The sequence below is a fragment of the Agrobacterium sp. LY4 genome (assembly GCF_001526585.1).
GTDB lineage: Bacteria > Pseudomonadota > Alphaproteobacteria > Rhizobiales > Rhizobiaceae > Agrobacterium > Agrobacterium leguminum.
This window is the reverse complement of the sequence record NZ_ASYA01000012.1, coordinates 1-24,577: the sequence shown is the minus strand read 5'-3', so window position 1 is coordinate 24,577 and position 24,577 is coordinate 1. Positions and strand designations below refer to the sequence as shown.

Sequence of the window (24,577 nt, the reverse complement as noted above, 5' to 3'; positions counted from 1 at the left end):
GGTCAGCCGGTAATCGAAAGCGCAAATTCCGCATCGCCCTTCAGCGTGTTGCTGACGGTGCAGATATCCTCCGCCATATGGGCGATGGCGCCGCGCGCGGCCTCATCGAAATCCCCCTTTATCTCGATCCGGACATCGAAACGCACGATCCGCGACGGCTCCTCCTCAGCCTTTTCGCCTGATACATGCACCGTGACCTTCTCGAACCGGTCGAGCACACCCATGCGGCTCGCCGCAATCCGGGCGCTGAGCGCCAGACAGGCCGACAGCGACGAATAAAGAAGGTCGAGCGGATTGAAACCCGGCTCCGAGGCCGCCGTCACCACCGTCAGGGCGCCTCCAGTGGCCGTGACGACATCGGGATGCCCGAGACGGCCAAGAGTGACGACAGCGCCCGTCGGCCGCTTTTTAACCCTGAACTGATTCATGCCCGACCTCACACCGCGATTTCACCCGATGGAACCAAAATTAGCCTCGCGCTTTTACTCACGCAACGGTGAACGACCGTTGAGTATTGATTGAAAAGGGAGCTGGGACATATGGTTACATCTACGCTCGTCAGCATTCTGATCACCTTCCTGGTGATTGTGCTCGTCTTGTGGCTTATCGCGCGACTGCCGGTCGGCGGCGGTGCGAAACAGATCGCACAGGTGATCGTCATCATCATCGGCATTATTTCGCTGCTGAAATATCTTGCCGTCTTCTGATGTCCCGGCACAGTGCAGACGAAAAAAGGCGGCGAAAGCCGCCTCTTTTTATGCACGATTTTCACCCCGTCCGGTCGCTATTGCCGAGGCTCGAACTGATAGGTTTTTTTCAGGGTAATATCCCGAACGCTGCCAATACCCAGAAACGGCGTATTGTCGGCATCAAAAATCGCCCTGCCCTTCGCCACAATCCACCGGTCCGACCCATCCGGCAGATTGACCTTGTAGCGCTGGTCGAAAAACACACCGGTAGTGATGCTCTCAAAAATGGCCTGCGCCACCTGATCGCGCATCTCGACATCGATTCTTTCCAGAATCTCCTCGATCGTCACCCCGCGCGACGCAACCGGCTCCGAAAACCCGTGGCATTCCGCAGTGACCGCATCCATGATCAGCCTGTTGTCGGAAATGCTCCACATGTAATAGCCAAGCGCATTGTCTGAATCCGTTTTGTCCCCCAGCACGAAAACCCCCAGACATATTTTCCTGACAAAAGCTAACATCGGACCTCTAATATTCCACCCCTCGTTTTTGTAGGGGGGAACCGCACGACTACTGCAGCGTGCATCGATATCCACCGAAATTTGACGATGGCCGAATCCAGCTAGAGCATTTCCAGTAAAAGTGCGCAGCGGTTTTACGTCTGGAAATGCGAAAAAACAAAGCGATAGAGCACGTCCGACGATTCCGTTTTGACCGGACGTGCTCCAGGGTTCCGAAATGGACGATAAATTTCAAAGAGGCATCGCAAAACCACCTGGCTGCGCCTACATGGCTTGTGATGACATGTCGAAGGAGTTCAATATGGTGCGAGCCGCCCTCACTTTCGGATTGCTGACCGCAACCGTCTTTCTGGCCGGGTGCCAGACGTGGCATAGTCCATATCGTGGAAACGAGTGGCGCATGGATCAGGTCATGGACGGTGACCCCTACCGTGTCGGTGACGGCCAGCGCAACCGACGCTGATCCACCTCGTCCATTCAATTCGAACGGCGGCAGGTCGATAATTTGCCGCCCTTAATTCATGGCGCTCTGGCTGCGGGATAAAGCAGATTGGTGTGGCTTGGGGCACATCCAATACCGTCCAACGAACCGGGGACAGGAAACAGAAGGCAAGCTAAACGACTGGCTAAAAAAGAAAAAACCCGCCGAAGCGGGTTTCTTTGGTGCGGTCGAGAAGACTCGAACTTCCACGGGTTGCCCCACAGCGACCTCAACGCTGCGCGTCTACCAATTCCGCCACGACCGCATCGTGGTAGGCGTCGACTTGCGCCGACGGGGGTGCATGTAGCAAAAGGATTTTCGGTGCACAAGAGCGTCGTGACAGTTTTTTGAAATTAAAAATCGCACCGCACCATCCTATATGCAGGAAGCCCGGAAATGCTGGGGTTGCGGCCTTGTCGCCATTTTGCGAGAAGGCTGTGGAAAGGACTTTTTCATGCTCACACGCACCGATATCGAGACAAACATGCTGCCCGTCGCCGGATCGCCGCCCGTACGCTGGCGAATCTCGGAAGGCCTCGTCCCCTATGAACAGGCGATTGAGGAAATGGAGCGTGAAGTCGCCGCCATCGCCAGCGGCGAGGCCGACGAACTCGTCTGGCTTCTGGAACACCCGCCGCTCTATACCGCCGGCACCAGCGCCGACGCCGCCGATCTTATAGAGCCGGAGCGTTTCCCCGTCTTCGCCACGGGTCGTGGCGGCGAATATACCTATCACGGGCCGGGACAGCGGGTCGTCTATGTCATGCTCGACCTGAAGCGGCGGCGGCAGGATGTCCGCGCCTATGTGGCGGCGCTGGAGGATGTCATCATCCGCACGCTCGACAAGATGAATGTGCGTGGCGAGCGGCGCGAGGACCGCGTCGGCGTCTGGGTCCGGCGTCCGGAAAAACCGCTGCTTCCCGATGGCGGCATGGCCGAGGACAAGATCGCGGCACTTGGCATCAGGCTGCGCAAATGGGTGAGCTTCCACGGGCTCTCGATCAATGTCGATCCAGACCTCTCGCATTTTTCCGGCATCGTTCCCTGCGGCATCAGCGCCTATGGCGTCACCAGCCTTGTCGATCTTGGATTGCCGGTTATGATCGGCGACGTCGACGTTCTGCTGCGCGAGGCCTTTGAGGAGGTGTTTGGCGAGGCAGTGCCCGAAACCGGCGCAAGCGGCTGATCCCACCGCAACCTTTGCCGCAGGCCGGTGTTTCCAGCATCGATCACCACAAGAGGAGGAACGATCATGTTCACTACGTCCGCCTATGCCTGCGATGACGGCTCTTCGCCGATGAAGCTCGCGACCATCAAGCGTCGCGATCCCGGCCCGCGCGATGTCGAAATCGAGATCGAATTCTGTGGCGTCTGCCACTCCGATATCCACACTGCCCGCAGCGAATGGCCGGGCTCCCTCTATCCCTGCGTTCCCGGTCACGAAATCATCGGCCGCGTCGGCCGTGTCGGCGCGCAGGTCACCCGGTTCAAGGCGGGCGACCGCGTCGGCGTCGGCTGCATCGTCGATAGCTGCCGGGAATGCGCAAGCTGCGCCGAGGGGCTGGAGCAATATTGCGAAAACGGCATGACCGGCACCTATAATTCGCCCGACAAAGCGATGGGCGGCGGCGCGCATACGTTCGGCGGTTATTCCGCCCACGTCGTCGTCGATGATCGTTACGTCCTCAACATTCCCGAAGGCCTCGATCCGGCGGCGGCGGCACCCCTGCTCTGCGCGGGTATCACCACCTATTCACCGCTGCGCCACTGGAACGCCGGCCCCGGCAAGCGTGTCGGCGTCGTCGGTCTCGGCGGTCTTGGCCATATGGCGGTCAAGCTCGCCAATGCCATGGGCGCGACGGTGGTGATGATCACGACGTCGCCCGCCAAAGCGGAGGACGCGAAAAAGCTCGGCGCCCACGAGGTGATCGTCTCCCGCGATGCAGAGCAGATGAAGAAGGCCGCTTCGAGCCTCGATCTCATCATCGACGCCGTGGCCGCCGACCATGACATCAACGCCTATCTGGCGCTGCTGAAACGTGACGGCGCGCTGGTGCAGGTGGGCGCGCCGGAAAAACCGCTCTCGGTTATGGCCTTCAGCCTCATTCCCGGACGCAAGACCTTTGCCGGTTCGATGATCGGCGGTATTCCCGAGACGCAGGAAATGCTGGATTTCTGCGCCGAAAAAGGCATCGCCGCCGAAATCGAGATGATCGATATCGATCAGATCAACGACGCTTATGAACGCATGATAAAAAGCGATGTGCGTTATCGTTTCGTCATTGATATGAAGAGCCTGCCGCGCCAGAAGGCCGCCTGACCCCGGAAGGGGGGCGACCTTTCGGGCGTCCCCTCTCCCGTTGGACCTTTTGGTCGAAAGCGCAGCCTGACCCATGACTCCCCGATCCATGACCAGCCAGACCGGTTTCAACGATATCGCCAAGGGCATGACCATCATGGCGGGTTGCATGCTGGTGCTGCCGGTCATGGATGCGATTGCCAAATATATGGCGGTGAGCGGCGGCATGTCGCCGGCGCAGGTGACCTTCTACCGCTTCTTTTTCCAGGTGCTCTGCACCCTGCCGCTGCTGCTCGTGGTGTCGCCCAGGGCGCTGTTCAGCGCCAAGCGGCCGTGGATGAACTGCCTGCGCGGCGTGCTGCACGCCTCGGCCAGCCTGATGTTCTTCGCCGCCGTTAAATATATGCCGCTCGCCGATGTCTTCGCGATCTATTTCGTCGAGCCTTTCATGCTGACGATGATGTCGGCCCTCTTCCTCGGCGACAAGGTGGGCTGGAAGCGCTGGACGGCGATTGCGGTCGGGTTCGGCGGCGCGCTGATCGTCATACAGCCCAGCTTCGAAATCTTCGGCTGGACATCGCTTCTGCCGGTCGCATGCGCCTTTCTTTATACGCTCTACCTCTTCCTGAACCGCGCCATCGGCGATGCCGACAGCCCGCTGGTCATGCAGACAATGTCCGGCATTGCGGGGACCGTGTTCATGGGGGCCGCACTTTTCGCCGGCGATGCGCTGGGCGACAAGGATTTTGCCGTCTCGCTGCCGCAATCCGGCTTCGCACTTGCCCTGCTCGTATTGTTGGGGTCGATATCCGGCTACATGCACCTGTTGATCGTCAGGGCCTTCCGGCTGGCGCCGCTCTCTCTGCTGGCGCCGTTCCAGTATTTCGAGATCATCTCGGCGACGATTCTCGGTTATGCGCTGTTTTCGGATTTCCCGACGCCGTCGAAATGGCTCGGCATCCTCATCATCGTCGCATCCGGCCTGTTCATCATCTGGCGCGAGCGCCAGCAGGCCGGTGCGACCCCACCGCTTGACGGGCAGTGACAGCCGACACCTGACATGCCTCAACCGTTCGAGGGCAGCGGCCCTTCGTCGTGATGGTCCTGCGCCTCCACGAGACTGCCGAGCAGCCAGAGGGAAACCTCGGCCGCCTCTCCGGCCGATTTGAACCGGTATGAGCCGCTATATTTCGGCATGTCGAAGAAGGTGACGACGAAACCGTCGCCGCTCTCAAGACTTTCGACCCGGATGCGCTCGGGATCGATCATCACGCACACATAATGCGATCCCATATTGCGCATGAAGCCGGCCTTGTTGTCGTGCAGCCGCACGAAGGCTGCGCCGCCATCCGCTGTCATATGCAGACTTCTGATCGCCTCATTGGGAAAGGCGCGGGCGAAATCCATGATCGCCTGCCCCACATCATGACTGTTATCCTCATCCGTCGCCCGCGTCATGCGCCAGGCGTAAACAGCGAAGACCGAAAGCAGCACGAAAACGATAATCCAGATCGCAATACTCATCCGGGACGCTCCCTCAGCATCGAAACATCAAGATTCGCGAATCGAAACGATGCGAACCCGGTTCAGCTTCATATAGACCGAGGCTTGTGTGAAGTGTGGCTTTGCGGGATCGACGTCGTTTCACCGCTTGGCGCGATCCGTGCCATCAGAAACGCTTGAGGAAGGAAGCCTTCGCCAGCAGCCATTGCCGGCGAAGCTGCGACAGTTGCAGGTCGCCGTCGAATACGCCGCTCCCCGCCTTTCTCGCGGCAGCGATGACCGGCCCGGACAGGGCGACGGGAAGATAGGCGGCAAAGACATTTTTCGAAATCTTCGAGCGTCTCGCCTTCTCGATATGATCCAGCGCATGGGCCGCAAAAATTTCGATGGCGATGCCGATGCGCTGCCTGTCCTGCCCTTCAAGAAATGTTTCGCGGTCGAGCCCGGCCGCAGCCAGCATATCGGCGGGAATATAGACCTGCCCGCGACGCCGGTGCAGCGGCATGAGCAGCAGCATGCCGGCCATGGCCTGCGCAACGCCCGCGTGACCTGCCGCCTCCGCGCTGGATGCGGCGTCTTCTGTGGAAAGCACGAGACTTGCAAGCTGGATCAATGCGGATGCGGTCTCTCCGGCATAGCCTTCCAGCGCATTGCGATCCTCGAACAGGTCGTCATAGAGATCGAAGATACGCGCCTCGATCATATTGGCGAGAACCGGGCGCGGCAGGCGATATCGCTCGATCGTCGTCAAAAGCGCGGCAGCCACCGGGTGGGACTGGCTGTCGCCGTGCGGATTACCGTCGAGAAGATCGCGCCACCATTGCATGCGCACCTCGCCGGGCAGCGCTTCGCGCACGGAATCACGGATGCGGGCGATTTCGGCATTGAAGGCGTATAGCGCGGCAAGCGCATTACGCCTGTCGGCAGGCGACAGAAGACAGGCGAGATAGCGGTCGCGATCGGTATCGCGCAGCGTCGCGAGGCAGACGTCGAGATTTTCTGTGGGTGCCATGGTTCCCCGCGCGAAACGTCCTGTCAGCCTTCGACGGCAATCAGCGCCGCAGCCACGGCGCGCGATTCCGACAGCATGATATTATAGGTGCGCACGGCGGCGCCCGTGCTCATCGGGTCAACGGAAATGCCCGCCTCCTTGAAGGCGGCGCGCAATTCCTTCGGCAGGACCCGCATGCCGTCGCCCGTCCCGATCAGCAGCACTTCGATATCCTGCGCTTCCGCCAGAACCTTTTCGAAATGTCCGACCGTCAGTTCTTTCGCATCGACAGGCTCCCACCCGTAGATGCCGGAAGGCAGGAGCAGAAGCGAACCGCGATGCGACATGTCGGCAAAACGGAACCCGCCATTGCCATAGGCATCGATGGGCGCCCGGCCAGGAAAATGGGCCGGGCGTATTTCAATCCCGCCGGCCATCAGACGGCAGGCTTGCCGCCAATGGCGCCGGTGTTGTTTTCTTTCTTGTCGTCCTTCTCGTCTTCCGCATCCTTGCTATCAGGACGCAGCTTGAAGGCGATCAGCACCGGAGCGGCGATGTAGACCGAGGAGAACACGCCGATACCGACACCGAACAGCATGGCGAAGGTGAAGGAACGGATGACCTCGCCGCCGAAGAGATACAGTGCCAGCAGTGCCAGAAGTACGGTCAGACCGGTAAGGATCGTACGCGACAGAGTCTGGTTCAGCGACACGTCGATGATCATGGAAAGCGGCATCTTCTTGTATCGCCTGAGGTTTTCACGGACACGGTCGTAGATGACCACGGTATCGTTCAGCGAATATCCGATGATCGTAAGGATCGCCGCGATACTGGTCAGATTGAACTCTATCCCAAGGAAGACGAACAGGCCGATAGTGAAGACCACGTCGTGCACCATGGAGATGACCGCGCCGAGTGCAAACTGCCATTCGAAGCGAACCCAGATGTAGACCATGATCGCCGCCATGGCGAGCATAACGCCGATGGTGGAGGTAACCGTCAGGTCGCCGGAAACGGCAGGACCGACGACTTCCACGCGGCGGAAGTCATATTTGTCCTCAAGCTCGCCGCGTACCATGGTGATGGCTGACTGCTCGGCATTTTCGCCGCCGTCCTGCGCCTGGATGCGGATGAGAACATCCTGCGGCGTACCGAAATTCTGCGCCTGGATTTCACCGAGATTGAGCTGGTTCAGACGATCGCGAATATCGGCGAGATCGGCTTCACCCTGCTTGGCGCGCACTTCGATGACCGAACCGCCCTGGAAATCGATGCCGAGGTTCAGACCCTTGGCCACGAAACCGCCGACGCAGGCGAGCATGATGGCGCCGGTGATCATGAATACCACGCGGCGATAACGCATGAAGGGAATGTCGCGACCGTCGAACATGGCGGTGCGGACACCCTTCGGCAGGTGTTTCGGGCGGCTGCGGCGAACCCAGTAGCCGAACATCCATGCCGTCAGCGTATAGGCCGTGAAGACGGTGGTGATGATACCGACGGCCAGCGTGACTGCGAAGCCCTTCACCGGGCCTGTGCCCATGTAGAACAGCACACTTGCCACGATCAGCGTCGTCAGGTTGGCGTCGATAATGGTCGCAAAGGCGCGGGTGAAGCCGTTATCCAATGACTGGATCAGCGGTTTACCGCTCTTCACCTCCTCGCGTATGCGCTCATAGATCAGAACGTTCGAATCCACAGCCATGCCGATGGTCAAGACGATACCGGCAATACCCGGCAAGGTGAGCGTCGATCCGATCACACTCAACACAGCGAGCAGCATGATGACGTTGACGATAAGGGCGATATTCGCCAGCAGGCCGAAGAAGCCATAAAAGACGAACATGAAGATGAGGACGCCGACCGCGCCGATGGCGCTGGCCGTCAGGCCGGCGGTGATGGAGTCGTTACCGAGGCTCGGGCCGACGGTGCGTTCTTCAACCACGGTCAGCGTGGCCGGCAGCGCGCCGGCACGCAGCAGAACCGCGAGATCGTTGGCGCCCTGTACCGAGAAATTACCCGAAATCTGTCCCGAACCGCCGATGATCGGCTCGCGGATGACAGGCGCGGAGATGACCTGGTTGTCGAGCACGATGGCGAAAGGCTTGCCGACATTCTGCTGCGTCGCCTGCGCGAAGCGCTGCGCACCGCGGCTGTCGAAGCGGAAGGTGACGACCGGCTCGTTGGTCTGCTGGTTGAAGCTTGCCTGCGCGTCGACGAGATTATCGCCGGAAACGAGCGCACGGCGCTCCACCAGATAGGGAACCGGCGGATCGTCCTGCGAATAAAGAACTTCCGACGTTGCGGGCGGACGGCCGTTCATGGCTTCCTGTACCGGCATCGTCGTATCGACCATGCGGAAGGAGAGCTTTGCCGTCTGGTTCAGAAGCGACTTCAGGCGCTGCGGATCCTGAAGGCCGGGCACCTGCACGATGATGCGGTCCGAACCCTGACGCTGGATAAGCGGTTCGGTGGTGCCGACTTCGTCAACGCGACGGCGCACGACTTCGATGGATTGCGAAACGGCGGACGACAGGCGGTAGTCGATGCCTTCATCCGTCAGGTTGAGCCTGAGCAGATTGTCGCCGCCGTCATTCATCGTCACTTCGGTGATGGAGCCGCCGACCAGCGTGCCGGCGGACACCGGCTGCGTCAGGTCGCGAAGCGCGTTCTTGGCGGCTTCCACCTGCGCGGGATCGCTGATGCGGACCTGAATCTGCTGGCCGTTGCCGGTAAGCCCCGAATAGCGGATGTTGGCGTCGCGAAGCTGCGTGCGCACATCGCCCACGATCGTTTCAAGCCGTTCCTTGACGATGTCGGAACGCTCGATCTTGAGCATGATGTGCGACCCGCCCTGAAGGTCGAGACCGAGCGTTACCTTGTTGTCCTTGTACCAGGCAGGCATGCCCTCCAGCTGTTTGTCCGTAAACAGGTTGGGAGAGGCGATGAAGACGCTTGCCAGCACAAGCAGCCAGATGAAGACTGTTTTCCAACGGGAAAAATGAAGCATTTCGATCTCGGTCAGGGTTGGGGTCGCGCTGTGCGCAACCCGTCAAAATTCGCAATCGGGCATTCGATAATCCGGCAGGATCAGGAAGCGGCTTCCGTCTTGACCACTTCGCCCTTCACACGCACTTCGGCAATGTAGGCGCGGGCGGCACGGATTTTCACGCCTTCGGCGATTTCGACTTCGAGTTCATTGTCATCGATGACCTTGGTCACCTTGCCGACGATGCCGCCGCCGAGAACGACCTGATCGCCACGGCGAATATTGGTCAGCGTTTCCTGGCGCTTCTTCATCTGCGCGCGCTGCGGGCGGATAAGGAAAAAGTACCAGACCACCATAAGCGGCGCAAACAGGAAAAGCATTTCAAGGCCGGAACCGAAGGCCGATGCGCCGCCCGCTGCGTCCTGGGCAAAAGCTTGACTAATGAACATATAAAACTCCTCAGAATTACGGCACGACCTTGGATGCCGCCCCAGCTTTCAAGCCGCCGGAATATAGTGGGGAACGCCGGGATTGCAACAGATGCAGGGCCCACGCCGTACCGATTCCGGACCTCTTAACCTTTATGGGCCTGAAACGCCATGCTAGGCCGGGCGCAAAACAGAGTTTTGAACACCAGACAAGCGGAAGAAACACCATGATTCGAGAAGAAACGGCCTCCCTGCTTCTTTCAGAACTGCGCCGGCTCACCATCGCCGTGGAACGTCTGGCCGGGCCGGCGCCCGCCGTAAACGACTGGAATGCGGCCGATTGTTTCGTCTGGGCGCCAGTCAACTCCTTTATCCAGCCGGTTCCCCGCCCCAACCGCATCGCCCTGAAGCTCATCCGTGGTGTCGACCATGTCCGCGATATCCTCCACGAAAACACGCTGCGTTTCGCGGAAGGTTTTGCCGCCAATAACGTGCTGTTGTGGGGTGCGCGCGGCATGGGCAAATCCTCGCTGGTCAAGGCCGTTCACGAAGATGTGCGCGCGGCAAGCGGCGTTTCGCTGAAGTTGGTGGAAGTGCACCGCGAGGACATCCACACCCTGCCCGCTTTGCTCGATATATTGAAAGCCTCCGGCCATCGCGTCATCGTCTTCTGCGACGACCTCTCCTTCGACCATGACGATACGGCCTATAAATCGCTGAAGGCCGCGCTCGACGGCGGCATCGAAGGCCGGCCGGACAATGTGCTGTTTTATGCGACCTCCAACCGCCGCCATCTTCTGCCGCGCCACATGATGGAAAACGAACAGTCCACCGCCATCAACCCTTCGGAAGCGGTGGAGGAGAAGGTCTCGCTTTCGGACCGTTTCGGCCTGTGGCTCGGCTTCCACAAATGCGGCCAGGACGATTATCTGACGATGATCGACAGCTATGCGGCGCATTTCGATCTGGGTCTGGACCGCGAAACGCTGCATCACGAGGCGCTGGAATGGGCGACCACGCGCGGCGGCCGCTCGGGCCGTGTCGCCTGGCAATATATTCAGGACGCCGCCGGCCGCCTCAGAAAACCGCTCGACAGATAACGCCACCGTGACATCGGGCGAAACGCAGTGTCGTTACGACCACACCGCGTGTCGTATTCCCGAACGCCACATCTCCCCTCACATGGTTTGCTGCACCCATGGAGTCACCTGTTTCCGGAGGAGCGGACAGGTACGGTGTTCAAACCATGGAGGAGATGGATATGAGCAGGAACAGAGGCGTCGTTTACATGCGGCCGGGTCAGGTCGAGGTTCGCGATATCGATGACCCGAAGCTTGAGGCGCCGGATGGCCGCCGTATCGAGCACGGCGTCATTCTCAAGGTAATTTCCACAAACATCTGCGGCTCCGACCAGCATATGGTGCGCGGCCGCACCACGGCGATGCCGGGCCTCGTCCTCGGCCATGAAATCACCGGCGAAGTCATCGAAAAAGGCGTCGATGTCGAGATGCTGGAAATCGGCGATATCGTCTCGGTGCCCTTCAACGTCGCCTGCGGCCGCTGCCGCTGCTGCAAGTCGCAGGATACCGGCGTCTGCCTGACGGTGAACCCGTCCCGCGCCGGCGGCGCTTACGGTTATGTCGATATGGGCGGCTGGATCGGCGGACAGGCCCGTTATGTCACCATCCCCTATGCCGATTTCAACCTGCTGAAGTTCCCGGACCGCGACAAGGCGATGTCGAAGATCCGCGACCTCACCATGCTGTCGGACATTCTGCCGACCGGCTTCCACGGCGCTGTCAAGGCGGGCGTCGGCGTCGGCTCCACGGTCTATGTTGCGGGCGCCGGCCCGGTCGGCCTTGCCGCCGCCGCATCCGCCCGCATTCTGGGTGCTGCGGTCGTCATGATCGGCGATTTCAACAAGGATCGCCTTGCGCACGCGGCAAAAGTCGGTTTTGAACCCGTCGATCTTTCCAAGGGCGACCGGCTGGGCGACATGATCGCGGAAATCGTCGGCACCAACGAGGTGGATAGCGCCATCGACGCCGTCGGCTTCGAAGCGCGCGGCCATGCGGGCGGCGAACAGCCGGCCATCGTTCTCAACCAGATGATGGAAATCACCCGCGCCGCCGGCTCCATCGGCATTCCGGGCCTCTATGTCACCGAAGACCCAGGTGCAGTCGATGCGGCGGCGAAACAGGGCAGCCTGTCGCTGCGCTTCGGCCTCGGCTGGGCCAAGGCGCAATCCTTCCACACCGGCCAGACGCCGGTGCTGAAATATAACCGCCAGCTCATGCAGGCGATCCTGCATGACCGCCTGCCGATTGCCGATATCGTCAACGCCAAGATCATCGCACTCGACGATGCGGTGCAGGGCTATGAAAGCTTCGATCAGGGCGCGGCCACCAAGTTCGTCCTCGATCCGCATGGCGATCTGCTGAAGGCTGCCTGATACTTCAGCGGCATATGGCTGATCATCGTAAAAGCGCCCGCGACGGATATCGTCGCGGGCGTCCCTGTTTTCCAGCCATATCACCGTCCGGTGAAACCTACGGCTCCCCGACCAGCAACACTTCCAGCTCGACTTTCGCTTCCGCGGAGAGATAGGGCCTGAACAGGCTTGAGACCTGCTTCAATCCCCACTCAAGCTGCAGCGGACCGAACTCGGTGATGCCTTCCTGAAGGTTGAGATAGGACGCCCAATAGGTGGAGACGATCCAGAGGTTCGTCAGAACGGCAGGCCGCTCTTCCTCGGGTATCGCGGCGAGGCCCGCTTTCTCCATGCGCGCGACGATATCGCCGACAGCAAGCCGCATCGCGGCGCTTATGGTTCGCACGGGCTCCACCAGCGCCGGGGCGGAAGAGACAAGACCGACCAGATCGCGAAACAGGAACCGGTAGTCCCACACCAGCGAAAACCAGAGCCGCAGAAAACCGGCATAGGTTGCCGCCGCTCCCTCATCGGCCCCGTCAATCTTTCCGACAATTGCCAGCGCGTCGGCCTCGAACCGGGCAAACAGCGCCAGAACCAGCGCTTCCTTGGTACGGAAGTGATAATAGAGATTGCCCTCATTGATCTCTACCGCCCTTGCGATTTCGGCGGTCGTCACGTGGTCGGGCCCGCGCTCGTTAAACAGAGTGAGTGCGGCGTCGAGAATTCTCTGGCGTGTGGGGCGTGCCGCCGTCCGCCCGGTACTGCTTTTCTTCATTGATTTCGAACCCGACCATTGAAATCTAAGGTATGCACCTTAAATACCCAGAATAAGGTATACACCTTAACAGGAAATGTAAGTGTTCAACGCGGACAAAGGACCTGTAAATGACCGGAACCGACCTTCGCACCGCCTCCCCGGATACGCCCGGAATCGCTCCCGTCTCCAAATTCGCAACAGCCCGCGTCGCGCTGTCGCTCATCCGCAATCCGTTGAAGGCTCTGCCGCCGGAAATTTTCAGCGAGCCGGCGGTCTTTACCCGTCTCGGCGGCGTCATGCGGGTTCATCTTGCCGATCCCGCGCTTATCCATGAGGCGCTGGTCAAGAACGCCCATCTGCTCGGCAAGGGCGAAGATGTGCGCCGCGCCCTCGGCCTCGCACTCGGCCAGGGGCTTCTGACAGCCGATGGCGATCACTGGAAGTGGCAAAGGCAATCCGTCGCCGCAGCGTTCCGGCACGAAAAGCTGCTGGAATTGCTGCCGGTCATGATCGACGCCGCGCGCCGCACGCAACAGCGCTGGCGCTCATCGCCTGCCGGCGACATCGATATCGGCCATGAGATGATGCGGACGACCTTCGACATCATCGTCGAAACCATGATGTCCGGCGGCCACGGCATCGATATCGGGCGTGTCGAGCAAAGCATCACCGACTATCTGAAACCCACGGGCTGGACCTTCGCACTCGCCATGCTGGGCGCACCGGAATGGCTTCCGCATCCGGGCCGGCGCAAGGCGCGCGCGGCGGTGGATTATCTTCGCTCCAGCCTGGCAACCGTCATTTCCGAAAGACGCCGGAAGCCAATCGAGAGGAACGATCTGGTTTCCATGCTGCTCGAAGCGAAAGATCCAGAAACCGGACGCATGATGAGCGACACGGAAATCATCGACAATCTCCTGACCTTCATCACCGCCGGGCATGAAACCACGGCCCTCGGCCTTGCCTGGACCTTCCATCTGCTCTCGCAAAACAGCGACGTGGAGCGCAAGGTCATCGACGAGATCGAAACCGTTACCGCAGGTGAACCGGTCGCGGCCGAACATATCGCCCGCCTGACCTATACCAGACAGGTATTTTCGGAAGCGATGCGGCTTTACCCGCCCGCCCCTGTCGTGACACGCACCGCATTGCAGGACTTCAGGCTCGGCGAACACGATATCCCCGCCGGCACCGTTCTTTATGTGCCGATCTACGCCGTCCACCGGCACACAACACTGTGGGAAGAACCCGACCGCTTCGACCCGTCACGCTTCGAGCCCGAAAAGGTCAAGGCGCGCCACCGCTACGCCTATATGCCCTTCGGCGCCGGTCCGCGCGTCTGCATCGGCAATGCCTTTGCCATGATGGAGGCTGTCGCAATCCTTGCCGTTCTTTTGCAGAACGACCACCTCGGGAACAAAAGCCCGGCAAATACCGAGCCGCTGATGCGGGTTACCCTGCGGCCGGAAAACCGCCTGATGATGCAGGTCAGCAGCCGAAAAAACAAATCGCCCGCGGCGTAACCGCCACGGGCGACTGGTTCAGTGCGAAACTCCATCCGTCACCGGATGGTGACGATCACAGATCGACGTCGAGGATCGCCATGGAGAAGTTGTAGGAGCGGTCGCCGTCTTCGTCATCGATATAAACGACGCCGAGAAACTCTTCGCCAAGATACACTTCGGCGGAATCGTCCTTGCGCGGACGTGCCTTGACCACCATCGTCGGGTTGAAGGTGCGCTTGAAATAGGCGTCGAGTTTTTTGATTTCGTCGGCTTTCACCACTATTCTCCTGTGCGGTTCGCGTTGGCCCGCTTTTGGCATGGGACAAAGGCCAAAGTAAAGTGAAAGCGGCAAGTCATCCGTGTCTTCCACACGGACGACCGTGAAAATGCCGGCCCCATCGGAGCGCGGCAGGGCCGGTCAGATATCGGCCCCGATAAGCTGGTCCATCAGGCGCGAAGGTTCGGAACACCCTGCTTCTCCCACCACACGCGCCGGCACGCCGGCAACGGTCGTCTTGGGCGGAACCGGCTTCAGCACCACCGAACCGGCGGCAATGCGCGAGCAACTGCCAATCTCGATATTGCCAAGGATTTTCGCCCCAGCCCCGATCATCACGCCGTTTCCGATCTTCGGATGGCGGTCCGCCCCTTCCTTGCCGGTGCCGCCGAGCGTGACGCCGTGAAGGATGGAGACGTTGTCGCCGATTACCGCCGTCTCACCGACGACAAGCCCGGTGGCATGATCGAGGAAGATGCCCTTGCCGATGCGCGCGGCCGGATTGATATCCGTCTGGAAGATGCTCGAGGAGCGGCTTTGCAGGTAAAACGCGAAGTCCTTGCGGCCCTTCTGCAGCAGCCAGTGGGCGAGCCTGTGGGTTTGGATGGCCTGGAACCCCTTGAAATAGAGGAGCGGCTCCATAAAGCGCGTGCAGGCGGGATCGCGGTCGTAAACGGCCTGAATGTCGACGCGCAGCACGCTTCCCCATTCCGGCCAGTCATCCAGCATGTCCTGGAAGGTCTGGCGCAGAAGCACGGCCTGCATGTCGGGATGATCGAGGAGTTCGCAGATGCGGTAGATCACACATTCTTCGAGAGACCGGTGATTGAGGATCGTCGAATAAAGGAAGGCCGAAAGCAGCGGATCCTGCGCCGCGGCGCTGCGGGCTTCATTGAGCAGGCTGCCCCAGATGGGATCGACGATCGCCAGCTGTTCGGGCTGACGGGCCTCGGTACGTGCGACCATGAATGGTCTCCTCGTTTGCAGTGGTCGTTCTTTATACAGAAAAAGACGTGCATTAGAAATGGGATTCGAATGACGACTTTAAAGGCGGCAAGGCTTCAGTTTTTCTTCATGCAGCATGAAAAACCGTTTCTTGCCGTCCTCAGCGTTGGCGCATTTCCGGACGGAAAACCGGGCTCCGCTTTTCCCGGAAATGCTCCGGGTCAAAGCGAGCGGTAAAATTCCAGCACCGCCGCCTTGAACACCCGGTCGCCGACGGCCAGCATGTGGTCGCGGCCGGGAATATCGATCGCCCGCGCATGCGGCATGATCGCGGCGAGCTCCGCACCGGAACCGGCGATATCGTCCTTCGTTCCGACCGCAATCAGCGTCGGCGCATCGATTTTCTCAGCCTGTTCGCGCGTGACGAGAACCCGCGACGTCTCGATACAGGCGGCCAGCGCCAGCCGGTCGCTTTTCGTCTGGTCGGCGAAGGCGCGGAACATGCGGCCGCGCTCATGGGTGACGACATCGAGCGAAGGTGCGAGAAGCGCCTCGGCAATCGGATCCCAGTCGCCGACACCTTCGACCATGCCGATGCCGAGCCCGCCGAAGACCAGCGAACGCACGCGCTCCGGATGCGCCATGGCAAGGAAGGCGGAAATGCGCGCGCCCATGGAATAGCCCATCACATGCGCTTCGGCGATGCCCAAATGGTTGAGCAGCGCCACCGCATCCCCGGCCATGACGGGCGGATAATAAGCTTCGGAATCGTGCGGCTTGTCGCTTGCGCCGTGGCCGCGATTATCGATGGCGATCACCCGGTAGCCCGCTTCGCCCAGCGTCTTCAACCAGCCGGGATGCACCCAGTTGACATTGGCGCTGGAGGCGAAGCCGTGGATCAGCAGAACCGGTTCGCCCGCCGGATCGCCCTCATCGAAATAGGCAAGGCGAAGGCCGTCATGGGAAAAATCGGAAAACTGCGGCGTGTTGAGATTCATCAAGGACATCCTTTTTGCCGGACCATATGGCAGGAATTAGCAATGTTGAACATGTTTTGCTGACGATTTTTATGGAGATGCAATGCGTTTGAGGCTACATATCCGCAACGACGAGCCGGCACGCGAAGACGGATTGCGGCTCGATAACGATATTGCATTTGGAGACGAACATGGCCGGGCATTCCATTCCCCACTTCCAGAACGATGGCGGACACCGCATGATCGAGATCGGCGTCAAGGAATTCATGTGCACCGGCGCTTCCGTTCCCTACGATCATCCGCATATCTTCATCGATATGGGCGACGACAACGAGAAGGTCTGTTCCTACTGCTCCACCCTTTACCGCTACAATCCGTCGCTGAAGGCCGAGCAGACCAATCCTCCGGGCTGCGTCTTCCATGTGAAGGCCGCCTGACCTTCCACTTTTCCTGATCGGGGCGCACCAATGCCCATCAAATCCGTAGCCATTGTCGGTGCCGGCATCGCCGGTCTCACCGCTGCCCTTTCCTTTGCCCGGTACGGTATCGACTGTGACATCATCGAGCAGGCCGGTGAACTGACGGAAGTGGGCGCAGGCCTGCAACTCTCGCCCAATGCCGCCCGCATTCTCGCCGAACTCGGCGTGCTGCCGGAAATCGAAGCGCGCTGGACCGAACCGGTCAGCGTCGAACTCGCCTCCGGAAAATCGCTCGCCACGCTGCTCTCGCTGCCGATGGGCGCGGTGGCGCGCACACGCTGGGGCGCACCCTATGGCGTGCTGCACCGCTCGACGCTGCAGAATGCGCTTCTCCAGGCGGTGACACGCAACCCGCTCTGCCGCCTGCATCTCGGCAAGCGCATCGAAAACGCGACGGTGGACGTGATTGCCGCAACCACCTTCCGTGACCATGATCTGATCGTCGGCGCGGACGGCGTCTGGTCGGCGGCCCGCTTCGCGGTCCCTTCCGCCCCCACAGCCACCTTCTCCGGCAATATTGCCTGGCGCTTCACGGTCGCCGCAAATGATGTGCCGTCAGCCATCAATAAAAGCGCCGTGACCGCCTATCTCGGTTCCGGCGGCCATATCGTCGCCTATCCGCTGAAGGAAGTCGGCGGTTTCAACATTGTCGCCATCGCGCTCGGTGCCGACCCCGGCGCAACCTGGCGGGCGGAATCGAGCGGGCGGCAGAAAGCCATGCTGCTGGAACAGTTTCGCGGCTTCAGCCCGGATATCGTACGATTGCTCGATTCATCTGAAAATCCCACCTTCTGGCCGCTCTATCAGGCCGGCCCGGGCCGCTGGCACAATGGCCGCGACACGGTGCTGATCGGCGATGCGGCGCATGCCATGATGCCCTTCGCCGCACAGGGCGCGGCCATGGCGATAGAGGATGCTTTCGAGCTTGCGGGGGCGACGGCAGGCGGCAACGCCGAAAAGGCCCTGCCCTTGCCGCAGGCCCTTGCCAGCTTTGAGGCCCTTCGCCTGCCGCGCATAGAAAAGGCCCGCAAGCGGGCCTCTCTCAATCGTTTTGCCTATCACGCCACGGGCCCGGTGCGTATTGCAAGGGACTTCATGTTTTCCACGCGTCCCACCGACGCCTTCCTGAAGGACTTCGACTGGCTCTACGGCTATCGCGCCAAAGGCTGAGGTCAAACCCCGGCCGCTGCCGCAAACCCGACCTCGAGGTCCTTCTTGAGATCGGCGATATCCTCAAGCCCGATCTGCAGGCGGATGACCGGCCCTTCCGACGGGCCCTTGGCAATGGTTCTGTCGACAAGCGAGACCGAAACGGCAAGCGATTCGTATCCGCCCCAGGAATAGCCGAGCCCGAAGAAGGTCAGCGCATTGAGGAAGGCGGCCGCCGCCTGCTTGTATTTGCCTTCTTCCGCCTTCAGCACGAAGGAGAAGACACCGCTTGCGCCCTTGAAATCGCGTTTCCAGAGTTCGTGCCCGGCAAAGCTCGGCAGCGCCGGATGCAGCACGCGGACGACGTCGTCACGGCTCTCCAGCCATGTGGCGATATCGAGCGCGCTTTTCTGGTGGTGCTCCAGCCTTATTCCCATGGTGCGCATGCCGCGCAGGATCTGATAGGCATCGTCGGAGGTGACGCAGATGCCGAGATTGGTATTGGCCTGATAAAGCGCCTTCCAGTGCTTTTCATTGGCCGAAACGAAGCCCATCAGCACATCCGAATGACCCGAAGGATATTTGGTGGCGGCGTGAATGGAGACATCGACGCCGAAATCGAGCGGCTTGAAATAAAGCGGCGTCGCCCAGGTATTGTCCATCGTCACCACGCAATCATGGCGGTGAGCGATATCCGTGATCAGCCTTACATCCTGAATCTCGAAGGTGTTGGAGCCCGGCGCTTCCAGATGCACCAGTTTGGTGTTCGGCCGGATGAGAGCCTCAATGCCCTCCCCGATTGCCGGGTCGTAATATTCCACCTCGACACCGAGCTTCTTCAGCATCGTATTGCAGAAACGGCGCGTCGGAAAATAGACGGAATCGACGATCAGCGCATGATCGCCGGCGCCGAGATAGGCAAGGAATGGCACGGTGATGGCCGCAAGGCCCGAGGGCACGAGAATGGTTCCGGCAGACCCTTCCAGTTCGTTGACGAGATTACACAAAGCATCCGTCGTCGGCGTGCCGTGGGTGCCATAGGTATATTTCTGGTTTTCGGTCGAAAGCGTCTCCGCGTCGGGAAAAAGCACGGTCGAACCGCGCACGATGGGCGGATTGACGAAACCGAAACAGTCCGCGGGATCGTTGCCGCCATGGGTCAGGCGCGTATTCACACCTGCGGCGGAAAGCAAGTCATTTGTCTTGGTCATTTCAGATCAGCTTTCGAAGGAACATTGACGCGTGCGACAATGCTAAGACCGCAACGCAAGGTCAAGTCCCGCAGGGACGCCTGAGCAGGTCGGATTGATCCATCGCCAACCAGAATACAATAAGTATACAAATACTGTGCAAGTGCAAATTTCCGCAAAAATATGCTTATATTTTCACCCTTTGCACACTTCCCGACCAAAATTTGGAAAATTCCGTTTTATAGGCACAATTATTGCCCGCACGTCTTGACCCCGCTGCCAATTGTGATTGTGATAGAAAAAGCGGATCGAAAAAGATCTCGCTGAAGGGGGAGCTGGGGAAGACAAACATGCCGGTCCCCTTCCAAGTGACGATAACAAACAAAGGTTGGGAAAAATGAAAAAGGCAATTCTGTCAGCCGCCATCGGCGCAGCAGTTTTGGGAGGAGCCTCGGTCGCTTCGGCTGCGACGCTTCAGGATGTGAAGGGAAAAGGTTTCGTCACCTGCGGCGTCAGCGCGGGCATTCCGGGATTTTCCAATCCCGATGACAAGGGCGAATGGTCCGGTATCGACGTGGACTATTGCCGTGGTATTGCCACCGCGGTTTTCGGTGATCCTTCGAAAGCCAAGTTCGTCGCCCTTTCGAGCAAGGACCGCTTCCCGGCTCTCCAGTCCGGTGAAGTCGATGTTCTGACCCGTAACACCACCTGGACGATCAGCCGCGACACGTCGCTCGGCTTCAACTTCCGCACCGTCAACTATTATGACGGCCAGGGCTTCATCGCCAAGAAGAGCCTCAACGTGAAGTCCGCTCTCGAGCTCTCCGGCGCCGCCGTCTGCGTTCAGACCGGCACGACCACCGAGCTCAACCTGGCCGACTACTTCAAGACCAACAATCTGCAGTACAACCCGGTCGTTTTCGAAAAGGAATCCGACGCAACCTCCGCCTATGATTCGGGCCGTTGCGACGTTTACACCACCGACCAGTCGGGTCTGTATGCAATCCGTCTGAAGCTGAAGAACCCGGACGAAAACGTCGTTCTGCCGGAAGTCATCTCCAAGGAGCCGCTTGGCCCGGCCGTTCGCCAGGGTGACGACCAGTGGTTCGACATCGTGACCTGGGTTCACTATGCGATGGTCAACGCCGAAGAGCTTGGCGTCACCTCCAAGAATGTCGATGAGCAGAAGAACAGCGCCAATCCGGACGTGAAGCGCCTGCTCGGCACGGAAGAAGGCACCAAGATCGGTACCGATCTCGGCGTGACCAACGACTGGGCCTACAACATCATCAAGCTGGTGGGTAACTACGGCGAAGTCTTCGACCGCAACGTCGGCGCTGGCTCCCCGCTGAAGATCGAGCGTGGCCAGAACGCGCTGTGGACCAAGGGCGGCCTGCAATACGCACCGCCGGTCCGTTGATCGGCCCCATTACCGGCTAGATCATAAGGAGGCTGGGCAACGCCCGGCCTCCGCTTCAAATTATATAAATAAGCTCGCAAAGAGCACATAAAAGGGAAAGGTGCCTATGGCAGGCAACGCGGTCAGTTCGCAACGATCGCGCGCGCAAAGCGCGTCGTCACTTATCTACGATCCACGTATACGCGGCATTTTTTATCAGGTCCTGACAGTCGTCGTCCTGGCCGCCTTCGTCTGGATCATCGTGACGAATACGATCACCAATCTTCAACGGTCAAACATCTCGTCCGGCTTCGGCTTCCTCAACGGAAGAGCCGGTTTCGATATCGGCCAGTCGCTGATCGCTTATACCAGCGATGCGACCTATGGCCGGGCATTGCTCGTTGGCATTCTCAACACGATCCAGGTTGCGTTTTTCGGCATCATCGCCGCCTCGATCATCGGTTTCATCGTCGGCATCGCCCGGCTGTCCAACAACTGGCTGATTTCGAAACTCGCGCAGGCCTATGTGGAAATCTTCCGCAACATCCCGCCGCTGCTCGTTATCTTCTTCTGGTACAAGGGCGTCATCTCGGTTCTGCCGCAGGCGCGCGAGTCGCTCGAGCTTCCGCTTGGAACCTACCTCAACAATCGCGGCTTTTTCTTTCCCAAGCCGCTGTGGGGAGAAGGCACCTGGCTCGTGCCGCTGGCCTTCCTCGTCGCCATCGTTCTCAGCGTCTTCGTTTACCGCTGGGCGAAGGCCAGACAGGAAAGAACCGGACAGCAGTTCCGCACCGGAATAACGGCGACGCTTCTCATCATCGGCCTGCCACTGGCGACATTTCTGGCGCTCGGGGCGCCGCTGACATTCGACTATCCGATTGCCGGGCGGTTCAATCTCTCGGGCGGCGCGGTCGTCGCACCTGAATTCATGTCGCTGTTCCTGGCGCTTTCCTTCTACACCGCCTCCTTTATCGCCGAAATCGTTCGCGGCGGCATCAAGGCTGTGGCGAAGGGTCAGACGGAAGCTGCGGATGCACTGGGACTTCGCTCCAGCACCACGACGCGCCTGATCGTCGTTCCGCAGGCGATGCGCATCATCATCCCGCCGCTGACGAGCCAGTATCTTAACCTGACCAAGAACTCCTCGCTTGCGGTCGCTGTCGGCTTCGCCGACATCGTCTCGGTCGGCGGCACGATCCTGAACCAGACGGGACAGGCGGTCGAAGTCGTTGCAATCTGGCTGGTCATCTATCTCTCGCTGTCCCTGCTCACGGCCGTGGTCATGAACTGGTTCAATGCGAAAATGGCCCTGGTGGAGCGATAACGATGACGATCAGCAATCACGCATTCGTGCGACAGACCATCGAGGACGCCAAACCCGCGCCCTCGAGCGCCGTCGGCTTCGGCCACTGGCTGCGCACCAAACTTTTCGCCACGCCGAAGGACACCGTCCTGACGGTTATCGCCCTTGCCCTGCTCGCCTATCTGGTGCCGCCGATCATCAAGTGGCTGTTCATCGACGCGGTATGGACCGGCAGCGATCGTATCGCCTGCCTTACCGCTTCGCAGGGCGGCGCGCTGCCGGACGGCCAGTCCGGTGCGTGCTGGGCTTTCGTTTCGGCGAAGCTCGGCCAATTCGTCTTCGGCCGCTATCCGATCGACGAACGCTGGCGTCCCATCCTGGTGATGGTGGCGTTCGCCATCCTGCTGATACCGATGCTGATTCCAAAAGCGCCGTTCAAGCGACTGAATGCGCTGGCGCTTTTCATCATCCTGCCCTTCATTGCGTTCTTCCTGCTCATCGGCGGCGTCTTCGGCCTGCCGAAGGTGGAAACGCAGCTCTGGGGCGGCCTGATGGTGACCCTCATCCTGTCGTTCTTCGGGATCACGGTGTCGCTCCCCTTCGGCATTCTTCTGGCGCTCGGCCGGCGGTCGAACCTGCCGGTGATCAAGATGCTCTGCGTGCTCTTCATTGAGGTCATTCGTGGCATTCCGCTGATTACCGTCCTGTTCTTCGCCAGCATCATGCTGCCGCTGTTCCTGCCCGATGGCTGGACCTTCGACAAGTTCCTGCGCGCGCTCGTCGGCGTGTCGCTGTTCTCCTCGGCCTATATGGCGGAGGTGATCCGCGGCGGCCTGCAGGCCATTCCGAAAGGACAATATGAAGGTGCGGATTCGCTCGGCCTGAACTACTGGCAGAAGACGAGACTGATCGTGCTGCCGCAGGCGCTGAAGCTCGTCATTCCGGGCATCGTCAACACCTTCATCGGGCTGTTCAAGGACACGTCGCTGGTCTCGATCATCGGCATGTTCGACCTGCTCGGCATTGTCACACTCAACCAATCGGATGCGAACTGGGCCACGCCCGTCACCGCCATGACTGGCTATATTTTCGCAGGCTTCGTATTCTGGATATTCTGCTTCGGTATGTCGCGTTATTCGCTGTTCATGGAACGGCACCTCGACACCGGGCATAAACGATAAGGGACGCTCAAATGGCAGAAACCCAAGCAAAAAAACTGACCGTCTCGACAACGGACGTGGCGATCGAACTCATCGGCATGAACAAGTGGTATGGCGACTTCCACGTGCTGCGCGATATCAACCTGAAGGTCATGAAGGGCGAGCGCATCGTCATCGCCGGTCCTTCCGGGTCGGGCAAATCGACCATGATCCGCTGCATCAACCGGCTTGAAGAACATCAGTCGGGTACGATCAATGTCGATGGCATCGAGCTCACCAACGACCTGAAGAAGATCGATGAGGTGCGTCGTGAAGTCGGCATGGTGTTCCAGCACTTCAACCTCTTCCCGCATCTGACGATCCTCGAAAACTGCACGCTCGCGCCGATCTGGGTTCGCAAGATGCCCAAGAAGGAAGCCGAAGAAGTGGCGATGCACTATCTGAAGCGCGTCAAGATCCCCGAGCAGGCGAACAAATATCCCGGCCAGCTCTCCGGCGGCCAGCAGCAGCGCGTGGCGATTGCCCGCTCGCTCTGCATGAAGCCGAAGATCATGCTGTTCGACGAGCCGACCTCGGCGCTCGACCCGGAAATGGTCAAGGAAGTGCTCGACACCATGGTCAGCCTTGCCGAAGACGGCATGACGATGCTGTGCGTCACCCACGAAATGGGCTTCGCCCGCCAGGTGGCAAACCGCGTCATCTTCATGGACCAGGGCCAGATCGTCGAACAGAACTCGCCCGCCGAATTCTTCGACAACCCGCAGCACGAGCGCACCCGGCTGTTCCTCAGCCAGATTCTGCACTGAGACTGCGATCGACATGTATGTCGAGCGGGGCCGTTTCGGCCCCGTTTTCGTTTCTGGAGACCTGCTGAAATCGTTATCTCCATGCACGAGCGCGATGATTTCGATTCCGTGATTCCACTGCTCTCGAAACGCCAAGAGCACGAAAATGGGCGCGGCGTCGCAGTTTAACCATTTGTTACGAAACAGGAATCCTTGTTTTTCAGGGCTTCTGGCTGCCCATGTCATTTTTTTGTCAAATCATGCATTTTTCCGCTTGCAGACCTTCGGGAGCCTGACTATAAGGGCGCCACACCAC

At 59.8% G+C, this 24,577-nt stretch carries 26 protein-coding genes and 1 tRNA gene; 14 read left to right on the top strand and 13 right to left on the bottom strand.

Annotated features, from left to right (window positions below; translation table 11 throughout):
• Positions 1-2 precede the first annotated feature (2 nt).
• The gene (locus tag L904_RS11060) at positions 3-428 is read right to left on the bottom strand and encodes an OsmC family protein (RefSeq protein ID WP_020813198.1); all 426 of its coding nucleotides are present in this window, start codon (positions 426-428) and stop codon (positions 3-5) included.
• A gap of 111 nt (positions 429-539) precedes the next feature.
• Here L904_RS11060 and L904_RS26940 point away from each other — a divergent pair, with 111 nt between their 5' ends.
• Complete coding sequence (locus L904_RS26940) at positions 540-707, top strand: Thivi_2564 family membrane protein (RefSeq protein WP_003502827.1); 168 nt, start codon at positions 540-542, stop codon at positions 705-707.
• A 77-nt stretch (positions 708-784) separates the two neighbouring features.
• Here L904_RS26940 and L904_RS11055 read toward each other — a convergent pair whose 3' ends face one another.
• The gene (locus L904_RS11055; RefSeq protein WP_020813199.1) at positions 785-1,210 is read right to left on the bottom strand and encodes a PAS domain-containing protein; all 426 of its coding nucleotides are present in this window, start codon (positions 1,208-1,210) and stop codon (positions 785-787) included.
• Between the two features lie 301 nt (positions 1,211-1,511).
• Between L904_RS11055 and L904_RS28110 the strand changes: the two genes are divergently transcribed.
• Entirely contained in the window at positions 1,512-1,673 is a 162-nt protein-coding gene (locus L904_RS28110) for a hypothetical protein (protein ID WP_078053104.1), read from the top strand.
• Between the two features lie 198 nt (positions 1,674-1,871).
• Here the strand turns inward: L904_RS28110 and L904_RS11045 are convergent.
• Positions 1,872-1,956: transfer RNA gene (locus L904_RS11045), tRNA-Leu, on the bottom strand.
• 189 nt (positions 1,957-2,145) lie between these two features.
• Here L904_RS11045 and lipB point away from each other — a divergent pair.
• From lipB to L904_RS11030, 3 genes are all read left to right on the top strand, one after another.
• Positions 2,146-2,877, top strand: a complete 732-nt coding sequence (lipB, locus tag L904_RS11040) for a lipoyl(octanoyl) transferase LipB (RefSeq protein ID WP_031234018.1) — start codon at positions 2,146-2,148, stop codon at positions 2,875-2,877.
• A gap of 66 nt (positions 2,878-2,943) precedes the next feature.
• Positions 2,944-4,011 (top strand): NAD(P)-dependent alcohol dehydrogenase, encoded by a 1,068-nt coding sequence (locus L904_RS11035; protein WP_020810928.1) that lies wholly within the window; start codon positions 2,944-2,946, stop codon positions 4,009-4,011.
• A gap of 88 nt (positions 4,012-4,099) precedes the next feature.
• Positions 4,100-5,035 carry a DMT family transporter gene (locus L904_RS11030; RefSeq protein ID WP_020810929.1) on the top strand — a complete coding sequence of 312 codons (936 nt, stop codon included), beginning with the start codon at positions 4,100-4,102 and terminating at the stop codon, positions 5,033-5,035.
• A gap of 20 nt (positions 5,036-5,055) precedes the next feature.
• On the opposite strand, the gene L904_RS11025 is transcribed toward L904_RS11030, so the two are convergent.
• The 5 genes from L904_RS11025 to yajC all read right to left on the bottom strand — a co-directional run bounded on the left by L904_RS11025 (position 5,056) and on the right by yajC (position 9,922).
• Positions 5,056-5,514, bottom strand: a complete 459-nt coding sequence (locus tag L904_RS11025) for a hypothetical protein (protein ID WP_003524973.1) — start codon at positions 5,512-5,514, stop codon at positions 5,056-5,058.
• A gap of 145 nt (positions 5,515-5,659) precedes the next feature.
• Positions 5,660-6,505, bottom strand: coding sequence for a phytoene/squalene synthase family protein (locus L904_RS11020; protein ID WP_020810930.1), 846 nt, complete (start codon positions 6,503-6,505; stop codon positions 5,660-5,662).
• Between the two features lie 23 nt (positions 6,506-6,528).
• Entirely contained in the window at positions 6,529-6,921 is a 393-nt protein-coding gene (locus L904_RS11015) for an Mth938-like domain-containing protein (protein ID WP_003524967.1), read from the bottom strand.
• Positions 6,921-9,494, bottom strand: coding sequence for a protein translocase subunit SecDF (gene secDF / locus L904_RS11010; RefSeq protein ID WP_003524965.1), 2,574 nt, complete (start codon positions 9,492-9,494; stop codon positions 6,921-6,923). The genes L904_RS11015 and secDF overlap by 1 nt, the downstream gene beginning before the upstream one ends.
• Before the next feature lie 80 nt (positions 9,495-9,574).
• Complete coding sequence (gene yajC / locus L904_RS11005; protein ID WP_003524964.1) at positions 9,575-9,922, bottom strand: preprotein translocase subunit YajC; 348 nt, start codon at positions 9,920-9,922, stop codon at positions 9,575-9,577.
• A gap of 206 nt (positions 9,923-10,128) precedes the next feature.
• On the opposite strand from yajC, the gene L904_RS11000 reads away from it, so the two are divergent.
• The gene (locus L904_RS11000) at positions 10,129-11,001 is read left to right on the top strand and encodes an ATP-binding protein (RefSeq protein ID WP_035262045.1); all 873 of its coding nucleotides are present in this window, start codon (positions 10,129-10,131) and stop codon (positions 10,999-11,001) included.
• 161 nt (positions 11,002-11,162) lie between these two features.
• Positions 11,163-12,353 carry a formaldehyde dehydrogenase, glutathione-independent gene (gene fdhA, locus L904_RS10995; RefSeq protein ID WP_003524961.1) on the top strand — a complete coding sequence of 397 codons (1,191 nt, stop codon included), beginning with the start codon at positions 11,163-11,165 and terminating at the stop codon, positions 12,351-12,353.
• 97 nt (positions 12,354-12,450) lie between these two features.
• On the opposite strand, the gene L904_RS10990 is transcribed toward fdhA, so the two are convergent.
• Positions 12,451-13,110 (bottom strand): TetR/AcrR family transcriptional regulator, encoded by a 660-nt coding sequence (locus tag L904_RS10990; protein WP_035262042.1) that lies wholly within the window; start codon positions 13,108-13,110, stop codon positions 12,451-12,453.
• A gap of 110 nt (positions 13,111-13,220) precedes the next feature.
• Here L904_RS10990 and L904_RS10985 point away from each other — a divergent pair, with 110 nt between their 5' ends.
• Positions 13,221-14,615, top strand: a complete 1,395-nt coding sequence (locus L904_RS10985; protein ID WP_059762541.1) for a cytochrome P450 — start codon at positions 13,221-13,223, stop codon at positions 14,613-14,615.
• Between the two features lie 55 nt (positions 14,616-14,670).
• Here L904_RS10985 and L904_RS10980 read toward each other — a convergent pair whose 3' ends face one another.
• From L904_RS10980 to L904_RS10970, 3 genes are all read right to left on the bottom strand, one after another.
• On the bottom strand, positions 14,671-14,874 hold the full coding sequence (locus L904_RS10980; protein WP_003524869.1) for a DUF3126 family protein: 204 nt from the start codon (positions 14,872-14,874) through the stop codon (positions 14,671-14,673).
• A gap of 141 nt (positions 14,875-15,015) precedes the next feature.
• On the bottom strand, positions 15,016-15,840 hold the full coding sequence (gene cysE / locus L904_RS10975) for a serine O-acetyltransferase (RefSeq protein ID WP_035261225.1): 825 nt from the start codon (positions 15,838-15,840) through the stop codon (positions 15,016-15,018).
• A 200-nt stretch (positions 15,841-16,040) separates the two neighbouring features.
• Complete coding sequence (locus L904_RS10970) at positions 16,041-16,817, bottom strand: alpha/beta fold hydrolase (protein WP_035261230.1); 777 nt, start codon at positions 16,815-16,817, stop codon at positions 16,041-16,043.
• A 170-nt stretch (positions 16,818-16,987) separates the two neighbouring features.
• Between L904_RS10970 and L904_RS10965 the strand changes: the two genes are divergently transcribed.
• Complete coding sequence (locus tag L904_RS10965; RefSeq protein WP_035261222.1) at positions 16,988-17,233, top strand: zinc-finger domain-containing protein; 246 nt, start codon at positions 16,988-16,990, stop codon at positions 17,231-17,233.
• 30 nt (positions 17,234-17,263) lie between these two features.
• Entirely contained in the window at positions 17,264-18,445 is a 1,182-nt protein-coding gene (locus L904_RS10960) for an FAD-dependent monooxygenase (RefSeq protein ID WP_035261219.1), read from the top strand.
• Between the two features lie 2 nt (positions 18,446-18,447).
• Here the strand turns inward: L904_RS10960 and L904_RS10955 are convergent, their stop codons facing one another.
• Positions 18,448-19,635 carry a cystathionine beta-lyase gene (locus L904_RS10955; protein ID WP_035261216.1) on the bottom strand — a complete coding sequence of 396 codons (1,188 nt, stop codon included), beginning with the start codon at positions 19,633-19,635 and terminating at the stop codon, positions 18,448-18,450.
• Between the two features lie 376 nt (positions 19,636-20,011).
• Between L904_RS10955 and L904_RS10950 the strand changes: the two genes are divergently transcribed.
• The 4 genes from L904_RS10950 (at position 20,012) to L904_RS10935 (ending at position 24,282) form a co-directional block, all read left to right on the top strand.
• Positions 20,012-21,034, top strand: coding sequence for an amino acid ABC transporter substrate-binding protein (locus L904_RS10950; protein WP_003524863.1), 1,023 nt, complete (start codon positions 20,012-20,014; stop codon positions 21,032-21,034).
• A gap of 106 nt (positions 21,035-21,140) precedes the next feature.
• Positions 21,141-22,337 carry an amino acid ABC transporter permease gene (locus L904_RS10945; RefSeq protein WP_003524861.1) on the top strand — a complete coding sequence of 399 codons (1,197 nt, stop codon included), beginning with the start codon at positions 21,141-21,143 and terminating at the stop codon, positions 22,335-22,337.
• Between the two features lie 2 nt (positions 22,338-22,339).
• On the top strand, positions 22,340-23,497 hold the full coding sequence (locus L904_RS10940) for an amino acid ABC transporter permease (protein WP_003524858.1): 1,158 nt from the start codon (positions 22,340-22,342) through the stop codon (positions 23,495-23,497).
• A gap of 11 nt (positions 23,498-23,508) precedes the next feature.
• Positions 23,509-24,282 (top strand): amino acid ABC transporter ATP-binding protein, encoded by a 774-nt coding sequence (locus tag L904_RS10935; RefSeq protein ID WP_003524857.1) that lies wholly within the window; start codon positions 23,509-23,511, stop codon positions 24,280-24,282.
• Positions 24,283-24,577: the final 295 nt, after the last annotated feature.